This window comes from Thioalkalivibrio sp. HL-Eb18 (genome assembly GCF_000364985.1).
GTDB lineage: Bacteria > Pseudomonadota > Gammaproteobacteria > Ectothiorhodospirales > Ectothiorhodospiraceae > Thioalkalivibrio.
Map to the genome: position 1 here is coordinate 74,805 of NZ_KB822965.1, position 14,048 is coordinate 88,852.

15 protein-coding genes are annotated in these 14,048 nt (G+C 66.4%); 3 read left to right on the forward strand and 12 right to left on the reverse strand.

Annotation, left to right across the window (positions count from 1 at the left end; all coding sequences use genetic code 11):
• Positions 1–59 precede the first annotated feature (59 nt).
• From F813_RS0106115 to F813_RS0106140, 5 genes are all read right to left on the reverse strand, one after another.
• Positions 60–728, reverse strand: a complete 669-nt coding sequence (locus F813_RS0106115) for a DUF6064 family protein (protein WP_012982191.1) — start codon at positions 726–728, stop codon at positions 60–62.
• A 25-nt stretch (positions 729–753) separates the two neighbouring features.
• On the reverse strand, positions 754–1,644 hold the full coding sequence (locus F813_RS0106120; protein WP_017925923.1) for an aldo/keto reductase: 891 nt from the start codon (positions 1,642–1,644) through the stop codon (positions 754–756).
• A 202-nt stretch (positions 1,645–1,846) separates the two neighbouring features.
• Positions 1,847–2,317: a DsrE/DsrF/DrsH-like family protein gene (locus F813_RS0106125; RefSeq protein ID WP_012982189.1), complete on the reverse strand. Its 471-nt coding sequence runs from the start codon at positions 2,315–2,317 to the stop codon at positions 1,847–1,849.
• 360 nt (positions 2,318–2,677) lie between these two features.
• Positions 2,678–4,267, reverse strand: coding sequence for a dynamin family protein (locus tag F813_RS0106135; protein ID WP_012982187.1), 1,590 nt, complete (start codon positions 4,265–4,267; stop codon positions 2,678–2,680).
• A gap of 213 nt (positions 4,268–4,480) precedes the next feature.
• On the reverse strand, positions 4,481–5,194 hold the full coding sequence (locus tag F813_RS0106140) for a tetratricopeptide repeat protein (protein ID WP_017925925.1): 714 nt from the start codon (positions 5,192–5,194) through the stop codon (positions 4,481–4,483).
• Between F813_RS0106140 and F813_RS14620 the strand changes: the two genes are divergently transcribed.
• Complete coding sequence (locus F813_RS14620; protein WP_017925926.1) at positions 5,193–5,975, forward strand: hypothetical protein; 783 nt, start codon at positions 5,193–5,195, stop codon at positions 5,973–5,975. The two genes, F813_RS0106140 and F813_RS14620, sit on opposite strands and share 2 nt — an antisense overlap.
• 86 nt (positions 5,976–6,061) lie before the next feature.
• On the opposite strand, the gene F813_RS14505 is transcribed toward F813_RS14620, so the two are convergent.
• The 5 genes from F813_RS14505 to F813_RS0106170 all read right to left on the reverse strand — a co-directional run bounded on the left by F813_RS14505 (position 6,062) and on the right by F813_RS0106170 (position 10,442).
• On the reverse strand, positions 6,062–6,487 hold the full coding sequence (locus tag F813_RS14505; protein WP_231289539.1) for a hypothetical protein: 426 nt from the start codon (positions 6,485–6,487) through the stop codon (positions 6,062–6,064).
• Positions 6,488–6,891: 404 nt separating this feature from the next.
• Positions 6,892–7,692: a hypothetical protein gene (locus F813_RS0106155; protein WP_017925928.1), complete on the reverse strand. Its 801-nt coding sequence runs from the start codon at positions 7,690–7,692 to the stop codon at positions 6,892–6,894.
• Positions 7,693–7,978: 286 nt separating this feature from the next.
• Positions 7,979–9,022 carry a glycosyltransferase family 4 protein gene (locus F813_RS0106160; protein WP_017925929.1) on the reverse strand — a complete coding sequence of 348 codons (1,044 nt, stop codon included), beginning with the start codon at positions 9,020–9,022 and terminating at the stop codon, positions 7,979–7,981.
• Between the two features lie 3 nt (positions 9,023–9,025).
• Positions 9,026–9,424, reverse strand: a complete 399-nt coding sequence (locus F813_RS0106165) for a 6-carboxytetrahydropterin synthase (protein ID WP_012982181.1) — start codon at positions 9,422–9,424, stop codon at positions 9,026–9,028.
• 31 nt (positions 9,425–9,455) lie between these two features.
• A complete protein-coding gene (locus F813_RS0106170; protein ID WP_017925930.1) occupies positions 9,456–10,442 on the reverse strand; it encodes a zinc-binding alcohol dehydrogenase in 987 nt (328 codons plus the stop codon).
• Positions 10,443–10,554: 112 nt separating this feature from the next.
• Here F813_RS0106170 and F813_RS0106175 point away from each other — a divergent pair, with 112 nt between their 5' ends.
• Positions 10,555–11,331, forward strand: coding sequence for a CDP-alcohol phosphatidyltransferase family protein (locus F813_RS0106175; protein WP_017925931.1), 777 nt, complete (start codon positions 10,555–10,557; stop codon positions 11,329–11,331).
• On the forward strand, positions 11,328–11,942 hold the full coding sequence (locus F813_RS0106180) for a YceI family protein (protein ID WP_017925932.1): 615 nt from the start codon (positions 11,328–11,330) through the stop codon (positions 11,940–11,942). Before F813_RS0106175 ends, F813_RS0106180 begins: the two co-directional genes overlap by 4 nt.
• 16 nt (positions 11,943–11,958) lie before the next feature.
• On the opposite strand, the gene F813_RS0106185 is transcribed toward F813_RS0106180, so the two are convergent.
• Both F813_RS0106185 and F813_RS0106190 read right to left on the reverse strand, forming a co-directional pair.
• Complete coding sequence (locus F813_RS0106185) at positions 11,959–13,323, reverse strand: YhjD/YihY/BrkB family envelope integrity protein (protein WP_017925933.1); 1,365 nt, start codon at positions 13,321–13,323, stop codon at positions 11,959–11,961.
• Positions 13,324–13,359: 36 nt separating this feature from the next.
• Entirely contained in the window at positions 13,360–13,992 is a 633-nt protein-coding gene (locus tag F813_RS0106190; RefSeq protein ID WP_017925934.1) for a YdbL family protein, read from the reverse strand.
• Positions 13,993–14,048: the final 56 nt, after the last annotated feature.

Consider the following 14,048-nt stretch of genomic DNA (forward strand, 5'->3'; position numbering starts at 1 on the left):
CTCCTCTGTCTGAGAAAATGGCAAGCCTAACGGGACCGCGACCGGACGCCAAAAGCGCACTATCCGTCGAAGCGGAACAACTGTCTCTCGCTCGAGTGAAACCGCCGAACCAGCAGCAGTACGAAAGCGATCACGCCCAGCGCGGCCGGTAAATATTCCAGCCAGACGCCCAGTTCCCAGGCGATGTAGGCGGTCACCAGAGCCCAGAGGAAGGGAATGATCGTCAAGATCAGTGACGGGCGCGGCTGCGCCAGCAGCAGGATGCCGAGGGTGAACAGCATGGTGGGTCCCGGCGTCACGCCCACGTACTGCGCCTGGGTCCAGGACACCCCCAGGAGCAGGACCTCCAGCAGGGCATGACCGACCATGGCATAGGCTATCACCACGATCGCGACAAGGCCGGCCACACCGCCCGGCCAGCCAAAGCCATGACGTCCCAGCAGCGTGAGGGCGAACAGGAGCATCAGGCCCTGTGCGACGAACACGCCTGCCAGACGACTCGCCCAGAAGTGGAATTCGGCCAGCGCGCCCCCGATGAACACGACCCCGATCCAGATCCACAGCACGCCGAGCAAAAGGCCCACAACACGCCCGCCCCCCCGGCCGCCCATCAGGGCCAGTGCCAGTGTAACGAGCACCATTAGCACCGCGACCGCGTGCAACGGCCAGATGGCGCGATTGTATTGCCCGAAGATCGACAGCAGGGTTTCAGCGGCGAATGGCAGCATCCGGGCTCCCGGAGACGGTGGAGGGTTAAAGCGCTTCGACGTAGTCGATCATACGCCGGCGCATATCGTCATCCGGCATCGGGCCGTACAGGGCGCCCATGTTCTCGCGCATGTGTTCCACGACCGAGGTCGCCGGGATCGCGCAGGTGATATCCGGGTGCGAAACGATGAACTTGAGCAGGAATTGCGGCCAGTTCTCGCAGTCGATCTCCCCCGCCCAATCGGGCAGTGGTTCGCTCTCGAAGCGGTCGATCAACGCCTTGCGGCGGAACGGGCGATTGGCGATCACCGCGACCTCGCGCTCGCGAGCCAGCGGCAACAGGCGGTCTTCCGCCTCGCGGTCGAGGATATTGTAGGTGAGCTGCACGAAGTCCAGATCCTCGCGTTCGAGGATGCGCGCCAGTTGGTCGTGGCGGCGCCCGTGCGAGGTCGTCACCCCGATATAGCGGATCTCGCCCGCCTCACGCTTCTCGCGCATCGTCTCCAGATGCGCCTCCCAGTTCTGCAGGTTGTGCACCTGCTGCACATCCAGGGTATCCACGCCCCACAGGTCCAGCGACTTCGCATGCTGGTTGCGCCCGGTGCCGGTGCTACCCGTCCAGATCTTGGTCGCCGAGATCAGGCCTTCGGGGTGGCCCAGCTCCTGCAGGCAGTGCCCCACTACCGCCTCCGCGCGCCCGTACATCGGCGAGGAATCGATCATGCCGCCACCGTGGCGGAAGAAGGTATCGACAATCTCGGTGCGCAGAGCGAGGGCGTCGGGGTCATCTGCCACGTTGAAGGTAATCCAGGTGCCCATACCGATCACAGGGATCTCCTCGCCCGAGGAGGGAATCGCCTTGCTGTTCGGTTCGCGTTCCTCGGCGGTTGCGCCCAGCGGCCAGCCGCTGCCGGCGGCGATGGCCGAGCCCGCCATCCACTGGAGGAATGAACGGCGCGAACACTGATTCGGGGTTTTCGACATGCGGTGGCTACGCTTGGAACCTATTCACGTGGTCCCCTTGGAGCCACTGGAAGTTCCAGCCCGGCAGGATTTCGGCCCGCCAGAACGAAAACGGCCCCGGGCATGCACCTCGGGGCCGTAACGGGCGGACGAGCCACCCAGGGCGTCTACCAGACTAGATGAACAGGCAGATGTCGGATTCACCCGCGAACTCGAAGAACGCGGCGGCCCCGGCATACTCGATGCCATCAATGAACTCGCTGGTATCCATATCGAACAGGTCCACGGTCATCTGGCAGGCGATCATGCGCACCTCGGCCTCCTGGCAAAGCTCGCGCAGTTCCGCGAGATCGGAGACACCCTTCGCCTTCATCTTGTTCTTCATCATCATGGTCATCATCTTCTGCATGCCCGGAAGGGCCTGCAGCATGACCGGCATGGGCATGGGCATCGGCATGCCCGGATTGCCCAGCGACGTGACCTGCAGATCCATCTTCTTGCGCAGCAGCTGCAGTCCGTAAAAGGTGAAGAACACTTCGACTTCATAGCCGAGCGCGGCCGCGGTCGACGCCAGGATGAACGGGGGATAGCCCCAGTCCAGACTGCCCTTGGTCGCAATAATGGCCAACTTCTTGGTATCGCTCATTCACTCCTCCTTGGTGGTGGAGGATGGGTTCGCCACAGCCCCCTGCGCGTAACCCACCCCCCTGTGGACCGAGGTCACCCCGTGCGACCTCGATACTTGGATCTCGCTAAAGTGTCGGCGATCCAGGCCGTCTATTTGGACGCCAGACGCGCCTTGCGACAGTCCCGGATCAATGCACACCCCGCACATACCCCAAGCGCCGCCAGGCTGGCCCAGACCGAGATCGGGACCAGAATCATGGCCAGCGCAAAGAGTATCCAGGCGACAACCGTCATGGTGATACCTCGTCATGGCCCTCGCCCCCCGACGAGGAAACCATGCATCGCGGATTAACCAGGGGAACGCCGCTCGGCGTTTCCCCTAACGCGCTTCGGGGCGCTCCGCGGTTGCATCCCCTGGCGTCTCGGCGGCCGGTGACTGCTGTACGGCATCACCGGTCGACTCCGACACAGTACCCGATTGTGCCTGTTCTGCCGAGCGATGCACATCGGCGGCCGAGGCCCGACCACCGGTACGCGACACGGGCCGGGCATCCACAAACTGGTTATTCAGACGCTGGATATACGCCTCGGCGCGGTCACGCAGCGCATGCAGGCGGCCAACCTTGCGCCGTCCCAGGCCCAGCGGGGCACGTCCCAGCATCAACCGCCACGGGCGCGTGTTTTTTTCAAATGCGGCCCGCCAGTTACCGGCGGCAGATTCGGTCGGCAGCGTGCGCGCGATACGCCGCGCGATCCAGCGGCGGTTGAAGAAGTGGAGCCCCGCCAGTACGAGGGCCAAACCGATGATGCCGGCGGACGTCCAGATCGGGTGATCCCCCATGGACGACCAGGCCGAGCCATCAAACCACGGGCCAAACCCGCCCGCCGTGTTGTAGCCGATCACGCCCAGGATCACGGCAATCACCGCGAACATCGCCGCATCGACTTGCAAGACCCGGCGGCGCCATCGTTCCAGGGCCCGACGCAGGGCGGGCAGCGCATCCATTTCGATGGATTCGGCGATCGCCTGCAGCGACCCGAGGATGCGGTACGAGCGTGACGAGCTGATCTCCTGGATCTTCTCGTGGATCTCCGCGCGGTCGCGCTGCGACTTTTCCTCGTAGCGTTCGCGCACCTGCTCGTCGCCGATCTCGACCCCTGCGCTCTCGTTGAACATGCAGTAGAAACGGCCGGTGGCATTCCCCTGACGCACGACCGCGCGTTGCCAGGCGGAGACAACCTCCTCCAGGTTGTCCTCGCGCCAGGTGGTATCGATCTGGTTGAGCACGAACACCAGTTTGTTGAAGTCGTTGCGCTCGGCGACGCGATTGACCAGGTGCTCCAGCGTGTCGCGCATCGCGCCCGGTTCCGGGTGCCGCGCATCGAAGAAGACGACCACCAGGTCGGACAGATCAATGATGTGGTCGGTCAACTGCAGGATCGTGGCACGCTGCTCGTCGGCATCGAACCCGGGCGAGTCGATCAGGATACGCCCGCGCAGACGCTCGGAGTTGGCGGTCTTCATCGCCAGAAAATGGTCCACCGTACGACCACCGCCATCGGTGATGCGCTCGATCTCGTCGGACACGCGGTAGAACGGGAAGCGCGGATCGCCGTCCAGCGCCAGCCCCGGCAACTCCTGCACCCGCTCGCTGCCACCGTAGCTGATGACCGTGAACTTGTCGTCCACCGCCTGCGAACCACTGCGCTGAACGGTGGTGCCGACGTATTCGTTGATAAACGTGGACTTGCCCGAGGAGAACGTCCCCAGCACCGCGATCATCGGCCACCAGGAGATGGTGAAGGCGTAGGAGTCGTCCTGCGGATTCAGCAGCCCGGAGGCATAGCCGACCCGGTCCAGTTCGCGGAAGGGATCGACAACCCCCTTGAGGACCGGATTTTCTTCGGCGAGGCGATCGCTCAGCAGCTTGAGCTGCTTGCGCACGCGGCGACCAGGACGATTAAACATGCGGACTCCGTTGCGGCGGTGGCCATCCGGAAGACACAGCTTCTCGGTGCCCGGATGCCTCCGCGATGTGAATTGGCTCCATTCATCATACCCACTGCGCCCACGCCTGTGTGGCCCGCAATATGGGTACGACCCCGGCAAACGCTGGCGATCCAGCGTTTGCCTCATAAAGGCTCGAAAACGTCAAAGAAACGCGTACTGGTTCGCGTTCTTCTATCGATACTCATCGAGGTGCGCCGCACCCTCCTCATGATGACGGTCGTAAACCGGGGCGAGGCGCTCGATCATGCGCAGACGCTCGCTCTCGGGCAGCACCTTGAGGGCACTTTCCCAGGCATCCATTGCAGCCTCGAAATCGCGCATGGCAAACAACGCGTTGCCGAGCTCGCCATACAGATCCGCACGTTGCACCGAATCCCTCGGCAGCGCCTCCAGGCCTTCACGCAGGACCCCTGCCGCCGCGCGCGGTCCCGCACGCCAGTAGGCATCACGCCCAGCCTGCAAAGCCGCCTGGGCAAACTGCGCGGCGCGCTCCGCGTCCGCCTCGACCGCTGCATCACCTTCGAACGCGGGCTCGCGCTCGGCAGCGAGATCAGCAGCCGCCTCATCCTCCGCGTCCTCCTGAACGTAGGGCTGCTCATGCGCGGCCCCGGTCATGGGGTCGGGGTCCCCCTCGTCATCCAGGTCACGGGCCGGCCCAGGGCGGACATCGTCTTCCGCGGCTTCATCCTTCGCGGCGGCCTCGTCCTGCGCATCGGCATCGTCGGCCGGTACTGCGTCGGCCTGCTCGGCCGCCTCGTCCTCGGGGACCGCCTCGGCACTCGGGGCCAGCACGTCACGTGCCGACCAGGCGATGAACCAGAGCACGATCACAATCACGATGAAGTAGCGGTTGATAAAACTGCGCGGCTTGTCTGCGTTATCCATGCGTCACCTTTCGGTTTACCTTCCAGTTCAATCCTACATCCTCTGTAGCAGCCGGTCCGCACCGCGCGTTATTCGCCCGGAACGGTCAATCGTTCATCTCCGGGGTCAGGTCGGTGTCGTCGTCAAAGGACGGTTCGTCACCCATACCACCCTCGGTCGGGGGAGGATCGCCGGGGCCATCCCCGCTGGTCCCACCCGGGGGTTCGGCATCACGAGGGGGCATATCCTGACCACCCGGCGGCTGACCCTGGGGCGGTTGGCCCTGGGGCGGTTGGCCTTGGGGCGGCTGACCCTGAGGTGGCTGGCCCTGAGGTGGCTGACCCTGGGGCGGTTGCCCTTGCGGCGGCTGACCCTGCGGCCCTTGTCCCGGCGGAGCGCCCTGCGGGTCGCGACCTTGGGGATCACGCGCGCCCGGGGGCTCGCCCGGCTCTACATCGCGTTGTTGCGGGTCTCGTTGCTGCGGGGGTTCGCCCTGCCCAGGCGGCGGTGCACCGCCCGGGGTACCGCCCGGAGGCGCTCCGCCTGGGGGACCCCCCGGCGCGCCACCCGGAGGGGCACCGCCAGCCGGGCCACCCGGGTCGCCACCCGGACCACCACCTGGTGCCTGGACTTGATCCAGACCGTGGCCGCGTTCGCTCTCAAAGGCGGGGCGTTCACCCAGACCGGAAGGCCCGGAATAAGGCGCAAGACCGGAATTGTCGCCAGGTGCGTACTGCGCGGAAACGGTAAAGGGGACGGCCATCAGGGCACCCAAGACCCCGGCCTTGAGAAGACTGCGTGACTGGCTCATGACGAAACCTCCGTCGGAGCTGACTGCGTGAATTCGGAGCCGGACGAACATCCGACCCCCGTAGGTCGCGCCAGGATTCAGGATCCGTTGGCGTCGTCTTGCTGCTCTTGCATGGCCTCGCGGTGACGGCGCATTTCCTCGCGATAGACCTCGCGCGCGCGCTCCGCGGCCTGGCGGTGTGCCTCGCGCATTTTTTCGTGCTCGGCCTGGCGTTCGCGCATGTGCTCGCGCATCGCCTCGCGGTCCTCGGGATCGAAGTCCGGGTCAAAGTCGCGCATGCGCTCCTTCCCGCCGGGGCCGTACGGCATGCCGTACTGCATCGGCCCGCCGTGATAGAGACCGTGATAAGGCCGCTGGCCGTAACCGGAACCATAGCCATAGCCATGCCCGTGTCCGTGTCCGTGTCCGTGTCCGTGTCCGTGTCCGTGTCCGTGTCCGTGTCCGTAGCCATAGCCGTAACCAGGCCCATAACCATGCCCGGGCCCATGGGGGCCCGGCCCCATGGGCCCGTACATCATGCCTCTATGGCCAGCCCCCCGGGGGCCTGGGCCATATGGCCCCGGGACCGCTTCTCGGTGCATCATGCCCGGCCCGCCAGGATGTCCACCCTGACCGTGCATTCCCGGGTAGCCATAAGGACCGGGGATGGTGGGCGCGTGCATGGCGCCCGGCTTGTCAGACGCGGAATCTGCATCCTGGGCCAGCGCGGGCCCCGCCAGTAGCAGGCCAGCAACGCATGCAACACCCCTAAAAAAGTGTTGTGGTCGTTTCATGTTCGGGCTCCTTCTCCAGGCGCCGCCAGATTCAACCGCAATGCGGGTTTCTGGCGAACTGCACGTTCTCCTCAAGGCGTGTGACAACACAATCGCCGCAGTTACTCCCGCCAATTACGCGAGGGAAACACTAATCAGCGTCTCCCTAACACCAGCATATCGCAGTGCCCAACGCTCAGATGCACCCGCCCGTCCGCGATGTCCCTGACTCGGGAACGCGCCCAATCCTGGAACAATGGACGACCCTGCGGCTCCATCTCGGCGGCCGCCTCCGCCCAGCCTCCGATCAACGCGGCCGCCAGCGCTGCCTGACCCTTTCCCAGCCGCCAGTCACTGGTCTCGGTGATCACACGAAGGCCGTTGGTGGTCAAGGCTCGGGCACAATAAGCCGCGGCATCGGGCCCCAGGGCTGGGCCAAAACCCTTGTCCGTACGCTGATGGCGATTCACTGCCGTACGCACGCGCTCGTCGGCCGCATGCGGGTGGCTCCACTCGATGCGCCCATCGTAGCTGAGCGCGAACAGCGCCGGGACCAGCGATTCGATCAGCGTCATCACCAAGCGGTCGAGCCAGTTCGCCGCGACCAGATCCAGCAGGGCAGAGGCCGTCACCAGACCTGCATCCGGCGGGATCGGGGGTGGCCCACCCGAGAAATCGAGCACCTGCGGGGTGATGGTTACGGCCTCGTGCGGCGCCGCGATGGTCGCCAGAAGATCGGCGTCATGATCCACCAGGGTCCAGTGCTGCGGCCCCGTCAGGCGCGGCGCCAGGTAACGCAGGTTGGAACCGGCCCCGCTGCCCAGATCCATCACGTGCAAAGGCCGCTCGCATAGAGCAAGCGCGTCGTTCAAGGGACCGAGCAGGGAGTCCGGGCGGGCCGCATGATCCGCAGGTTCGCGCAGGGCCAGCCAGTCCCCGGCAAAGCGTTCGGGCATCTCAGGCCGCCTCCAGGGAAACACTGATCCATGTACACGCTCGCTGCTTCGTCGCTTTTGCCTGCGAACAAGGCGCGGTGACTGCCGTGCAGTCATTCTGCACAAGGGCGCCGCAACGCCGTTCCCACGCCCGTTTTTGATCACAACGGGCGGCCGAGCCCCTTCGGGGTTGGCACCCCAGGTTCCCCGATACGGCGTTGCGCCGCTTGCAGGTAGAGCCACTACCCGCTGCGCACCGCGCCTTGTCCCGGAAAACCTGGGGTACCAACGCGAGCGTGTACATGGATCAGTGGTTCCTTAGCCACTGGGCCAGACGACGGGCACCTTCCGTCCAGCCCGGCAACGACTCGGCATGCGCGCGCCCCGCGCAGCCCATGCCCCGACGCTGCTCGGAGTCGCACAGCAGGCTCTCCAGCGCCCGGCGCAAGGCGTCCACGTCGCCGGGCGGCACCAGCAGGCCCGCGGTCTCCGGCACAGTCCGGGGGATGGCCCCACCGGTGGTCCCGATCACTGGGAGCCCGCGCATCATCGCCTCGGTAAAGGCCATGCCAAAACCCTCGTAGGCGCTCGGCAGCACGAAGATCGAGGCCTGGTCATATCGCTCCGCCAAGCCCTCGCGTGTCAGCACGCCCGGGGCCGAGATCCGCGAACCCAGACCACTCTCGGCAATGGTCGCACGCACAGCGGACGTGTAGTCCAGATCGCGATCCATGGCACCGGCCAGCTCGGCCCGCCAGGACCAACCGCGCAGGCCAGACAGCGCGCGCACCAGCTCGAGCTGTCCCTTGCGGGGCACCCAGGCGGCCACGCACAACAGCACCGGCACCCCGTCTTCCGGGCCACGGGCCAGCGGCGCCTGTTCCACGCCAGGCGGGATGCTGCAAAGGCGTTCGGACGGCACACCCCAGTCGGCCACCTGCGCCCGCGTATAGTCACTGGTCACGACCACCCGCGAGGCGAGGGCCACGGCCGCACGCTCGGACACGAGCAGTTCGCGCGAGCGCGTGGGCGCAAGCCCCGCCTCCAGGCCCAGCGGGTGATGCATCAGGTAGACGAGCCGCAGGCGCGCTACGTGACGCTTCAAGGTGGCGGGATACGCGCCCGCGGCCAATCCATCGAGCAGCACCCGCATGCCATCGGGAAAGCCCGCCAGGGCCGCATCCAGCGCCTGTTCCGCGCGCGCATCGGGACCGGGAAACTGGCCCTCCAGCTCGCACAGCTCGATCCGCCAGCCCTGCTCGCGCAGCCCGGCGATCATGCGCGCGTCGTAGCGGTACCCGCCGGTGGGCTGGTCCAGTGCTCCCGGGACCACAAAACCAAGCTCGGGCATATCTCAGGGAGCGCCCTCGTAGCTCGCCCAGGCCACATGGGATTCGTGCAGGGTCACCGCGACGGCATCCAGCCCCCGGGCCGATTCGCCAAGCTCACCCCTGGCGATGGCCTGCGCCACGCGCTGGTGGATCGCGTGGGCCAGAAATTCAGTGGTCGTGTTCTGCCCGCGAAAGTCTTCGCGCTCGTCGAGATTCTGGTAATTGAGCTCGCCCAGGATGGCCCGCACGACCTCGCTTGCCCGACCGATATCCACCACCAGGCCATCGGCATCCAGTGCCGCGCGTCGAAAGGTCACGTCCACCACATAGGTAGCGCCGTGCAGGTTCTGCGCCGGGCCGAACGTCTCGCCGGAGAAGCTGTGGGCGATCATGAAGTGGTCACGGACATTCAGGCTGTACATGCGGTTTCCTTGCGTGATTGTGCGGGCGGGCTCAGTAGCGAATGCGGTGGCACAGCGTACGGTCCGCCTCCGGCCCTGTCACCCGCTGCATCACGGCCGGGAGATCGACAAACGCATCCTCGCCGGTAATGAGACCGTCCAGGGCCGGGTCGTCGAGCAGTGCGAGTGCGAGCGCCAGCCGTCGCCGGTAATCCCAGCGCGGCGTCCGCTCGGGCGGGATACGCCCGACCTGCGAGCTGCGCAGGGCCAGGCGGCGTGCGTGGAAGCCTTCCCCCAGCGGCAGATCCACCGGCTGGTCACCGTACCAGCTCATCTCCACCACCCGCGCCTCGACGCCCGCCAGACTCAGTGCCTGGCGCAGACCGGCCGGATTGCCGCTGGCATGCACCACGAGGTCCAGGTCCTGCAAGGAGGCGTCCTGGGCGGCGTGATTCGGGGTCAGAAGGGTCAGGTCAAGTGCGGCACAGATGTCTTCGCGCGCAGGGTTGGGGTCGACCACGGATACCTCGGTTCCGGGAATCCTTCGCAACAACCAGGCGGCGAGCAGGCCCACCACGCCCGCGCCGATCACGGCGATACGATCCCCGGGACCGGCAGCGCTGTCCCAGACCGCGTTGATCGCCGTCTCCATGTTGGCCGCCAGCACGGCACGTTCGGCGGGCACACCCTCGGGAATGGACATCACCGCACTGGCAGGCACGACATACTCCGACTGGTGCGGGTGCAGGCAGAACACCGTCTGCCCCGCCCCGGGGCCCTCGACGACGTTGCCCACACTGATATAGCCGTACTTGACCGGCGCCGGGAAGTCGCCCGTCTGAAAGGGCGCGCGCATCGCGGCGTGCTGGCTGGGGGGAACGCGACCATGAAACACCAGAGACTCGGTCCCGCGGCTGATCGCGGAATAGCGGCTGCGCACCCGCACCTCGTCGGCACCGGGCGCCTCCAGCGGCTCGTCACGCAACTCGCCCCGGCCGGGTCCGGTGACCCAGAAGGCGGTGGCACGGGGAGCGCTCATGGAGCGGTTCGATTATCGTCCGGCATGGGGCCAGTGTGGTCGATGGTCGTGATTCCAGGCAACTCGCGGGCGATTACACGGTCGTTATCTCAGTAACGACTACACTCGAGCCATGGATTCCACGCTGACCTCCAACCGCTGGCCGGAACGCGCGCGCACGGGCCTGCGCACCTGGGCGCGGGACTGGGCGCTGGCCGGCGCGGGCGGCCTCGCACTGTCCGCGCTGCTGGGCTGGCAGATCGGCGCTGTCACCCCGCTGCTGATCGCGCACGTCGGGATCTGGCTCCTGCTAGGTCTGATACTGGTCCTGAACACACCCCAGACCGGGCTTACAGTACAGCAGCGCGGACCCGGGCCCGCCAACCGCGTAACCCTGGCCCGCGCCGCGATCGCGACCCCGCTCGGGGCACTCGTTCTGGCGGCGGTTGCCGCCCCCGAGACGGTCGTACTGCTGTGGGTCCTGGGACTCGCTGCAGCGGCCCTGATCCTGGACGGCGTGGACGGTGCCGTTGCCCGCCGCACCGGTAGCCGCACGGCCTTCGGCGCCCGCTTCGACATGGAGCTGGATGCGGCCATCATCCTCGCCCTCTCGATTCTGGTCTGGTGGATGACCGCGGTCGGGGCCTGGGTCGTGCTGATCGGCGCCATGCGCTATCTGTTCCTGGGTGCGCAGCACATCTGGCCCTGGCTGGCCGAGGACCTGCCCCCGAGCCGTCGCCGCCAGGCGGTCTGCGTGCTGCAGACCGGCGTACTCCTGGTCGCCCTGCTCCCGGGCCTGCCCCCGGTGGCAGCGATCGGCGTCGCCCTGACGGGGCTTGCAGCCCTGACCGGCTCGTTCGCCACCGACATCCACTGGTTACACCGTCATCGTCCCGGAGGTTCGACATGATCCACGCCCGCGCCCCACGCTCGCTGCTCCTGGCCGTTCTTCTTGCCCTGGCCCTCCCCGTCTCCGCGCTGGCCCAGGCCGATCGCTGGGAAATCGACCCGGAACACTTTGCGGTCGGCTTCCTGGTGGATCATGCCGGCTTCGCCAAGGTCCTGGGCATGTTCCTGGAGGCCGAGGGCGAGTTCACCTTCGACCCGCAGACCCGGGAACTGCGCGAAGGGTATTTCGTTGTACAGACCGACAGCGTGTTCACCAACCACGAGGAGCGCGACGACCACCTGCGCAGCGATGACTTCCTGAATGTCGCGGAATACCCGGAGATGCGCTTCACCGCGACGCAGTACGAGCCCACCGGCGACGACACCGGACGCCTGACGGGCGACCTGGAGCTACTGGGCGAGACCCGCCCGGTCACTCTCGACGTCACGATCAACAAGGTCGGTCGCTATCCGTTTCCGCTCGGCGGGATGTTCGGACGACCCTACGTGCTGGGCGCCTCGATGCGCGGCAGCTTCGACCGCTCGGACTTCGGCATGACCTATGGCCTGACGCGCGACATCGTGGGTGACGAGGTCGAACTGATCATCGAGTTCGAGGCCCAGCGCCAGTAACCCCGGCCGTCGGGACTCAGGTGGCCGCCGTGGCCGCCGCGGCCCCCTCGCTCCTCAACAGGTCGCGCAGCGTCCGCCCGTCCAGGCGGTCACGGCGTGCGGCCTCCAGTTCCTCCAGCGTGGCCTCGACCGCCGGATCGCCCTGCAGGCGGCGCAGGGCGCGGGCATCCGCGTCCTGGCGCAGGGCCTCCAGGATCTCGTCCACCCGAATCCGATCCAGATCGCGCCCCGGCACATAACAGGTGGCATCGGTGCCAGCACGCACCAGCAGACCCGCCGATTCGAGCGCCTGCGCGACCTCGCCCAGGGCATTGCCCGGCACCGACAGATCATGCGCCACATGATCCAGTGTTGGCGGCGAGCGGCCGTCGAGGAAACGCTGACCCACCTGCTGCATCAGGTGCAGGCCCATGCGCTCGCGCGCCGCGCCGGACAGGCGCAGGCGCAGGCCGCGCACTGTCATGTACTCGGGGTGCTGCACGTAGAAGGCTACATTGGCCCCGATCAGCAGGATCAGCCAGGCCAGATAGATCCAGATCAGCAACAGGATCATGATCGCGAAACCCGAATAGATCGCGTCATAGCGCGTAGACCCGGCCACCATGGTCGCAAAGCCCCAGCCCACGCTCTGCCACAGCAACCCGGCCACGACGGCCCCGACCAGGGCCGGGAACAACCGTACCCGAGTGTTTGGCACAAACACGTAGATGAAGGTGAACGCGGCCATGATCAGCAGGTACGGAACCATGCGCGACGCGCCGGTGATCAACGTGCCGAACGGCTCGATCCCGGCCAGGGTCTGCATGGCCGTGGTGGACATTACCGTCGCGGTGATCCCCAGGGCGGAGACCACCAGGAGCGGACCAATCAGGATCACCGACAGGTAGTTGGAGAAGCGCTGGGCGAAACTGCGACTGTTCTCGACCCGCCAGATAGTGTTGAACGCCAGCTCGATCTTCTGCACCAGCGCGATCACGGTGTAGACGAGAAACAGCAGACCAACAAAGCCCAGTACGCCGACGCGCATGTTGTCGACGAATTCGATCACGTTGTTCGCGATCTCGACCCCCTGCTCCCCCAGGGGCTCGAGAAACCCCAGTACGACCGGCTCCACCGCGTTATGCGCGCCGAAGGCCTTGAGCACGGAGAACGACAGGGCGATCAGCGGGACGATCGACAGCAGCGTGGTGTAGACCAGACTCATCGCGCGTAGCGTGAGCTGGCCCTCCTTGGCCTCGTGCACGATCGCACCCGCACCCCGCACGACCCCCAGCCCCACGGCCTTCCAGCGCGGCAGCCGCGTCAGGTCGGTATCCTGCACCAGCGATACCAGACGCTGACGCTGGGCCTCGATTCGCTCGGCCAGTGTCAGCGCCGGCACGGATCGCTCCCTGTGCCTGCCAGGTTCATGGGCAGGCTATTTCTGCTGCCACTGGCCGTTGCGGTCCTGGTACCAGTACCCGGAGGGTGCCTCCTCCACCCAGACCCGCGCGAAGGTCTCGCGAATCCGGTCCTCCCAGTCCGGGCGGTCGTTCGCGCGCGCGATCTCGCGGTAGAGCGAGTCGCGGTCCGAGTTTTCCTCGCTCACCAGCCGCTGCACGGTACTGCGATCGCGCAGCGGGACCTCGGACAAGTCACGGATCACCACATCGGCATTACGCCCGAAGCCGATCGCCCCGCTACGAAAATGCGGCGACAGCTGCGGTGCCCGCTCGCGCATGGAGGCGCGGATACGGTTGATCGCCGGGGTCTGGATCTGCAGGTCGGGGCTCTGAGCGGCAGCCGGGCTCACCAGTCGATCCAGCACCCAGGCCAGCACCGGCAGGTTGCCATTCGCCGGGGTATTGCGCGGCATCAGCATCGCACCGGGCTCGGCCTCAGGTGACGCTTCCGACTCCGGGGTGCCTTCCTCGACCTGCAACGCGTCGCGGACGATGGCGCGCGCCGCCTCCTCGGCCGCGGCCGTCGGGAAATAGATATTGATGGTCACGCAGCCCGCCATCAGGGCGAACACCAGCGCCAGTCCCGGAATACTCCATAAAGCCTTCATGCCGTATTTCCCTTGTCGAGGCGGTTCAACCCGCATGCTGTCCAATCTACACCAAC

Excerpts from the sequence above, each read along its gene's own strand:
- F813_RS0106190 (WP_017925934.1), bottom strand. The coding sequence starts at position 13,992 with ATGAAGGCTTTATGGAGTATTCCGGGACTGGCGCTGGTGTTCGCCCTG.
- F813_RS0106165 (WP_012982181.1), bottom strand. The coding sequence starts at position 9,424 with ATGTACAGCCTGAATGTCCGTGACCACTTCATGATCGCCCACAGCTTC.
- F813_RS0106170 (WP_017925930.1), bottom strand. The coding sequence starts at position 10,442 with ATGAGCGCTCCCCGTGCCACCGCCTTCTGGGTCACCGGACCCGGCCGG.
- F813_RS0106120 (WP_017925923.1), bottom strand. The coding sequence starts at position 1,644 with ATGGCGGGCTCGGCCATCGCCGCCGGCAGCGGCTGGCCGCTGGGCGCA.
- F813_RS14505 (WP_231289539.1), bottom strand. The coding sequence starts at position 6,487 with ATGGGGCCGGGCCCCCATGGGCCCGGGCATGGTTATGGGCCTGGTTAC.
- F813_RS0106155 (WP_017925928.1), bottom strand. The coding sequence starts at position 7,692 with ATGCCCGAACGCTTTGCCGGGGACTGGCTGGCCCTGCGCGAACCTGCG.
- F813_RS0106160 (WP_017925929.1), bottom strand. The coding sequence starts at position 9,022 with ATGCCCGAGCTTGGTTTTGTGGTCCCGGGAGCACTGGACCAGCCCACC.
- F813_RS0106115 (WP_012982191.1), bottom strand. The coding sequence starts at position 728 with ATGCTGCCATTCGCCGCTGAAACCCTGCTGTCGATCTTCGGGCAATAC.
- F813_RS0106175 (WP_017925931.1), top strand. The coding sequence starts at position 10,555 with ATGGATTCCACGCTGACCTCCAACCGCTGGCCGGAACGCGCGCGCACG.
- F813_RS0106140 (WP_017925925.1), bottom strand. The coding sequence starts at position 5,194 with ATGGATAACGCAGACAAGCCGCGCAGTTTTATCAACCGCTACTTCATC.
- F813_RS0106180 (WP_017925932.1), top strand. The coding sequence starts at position 11,328 with ATGATCCACGCCCGCGCCCCACGCTCGCTGCTCCTGGCCGTTCTTCTT.
- F813_RS14620 (WP_017925926.1), top strand. The coding sequence starts at position 5,193 with ATGCGTCACCTTTCGGTTTACCTTCCAGTTCAATCCTACATCCTCTGT.
- F813_RS0106135 (WP_012982187.1), bottom strand. The coding sequence starts at position 4,267 with ATGTTTAATCGTCCTGGTCGCCGCGTGCGCAAGCAGCTCAAGCTGCTG.
- F813_RS0106125 (WP_012982189.1), bottom strand. The coding sequence starts at position 2,317 with ATGAGCGATACCAAGAAGTTGGCCATTATTGCGACCAAGGGCAGTCTG.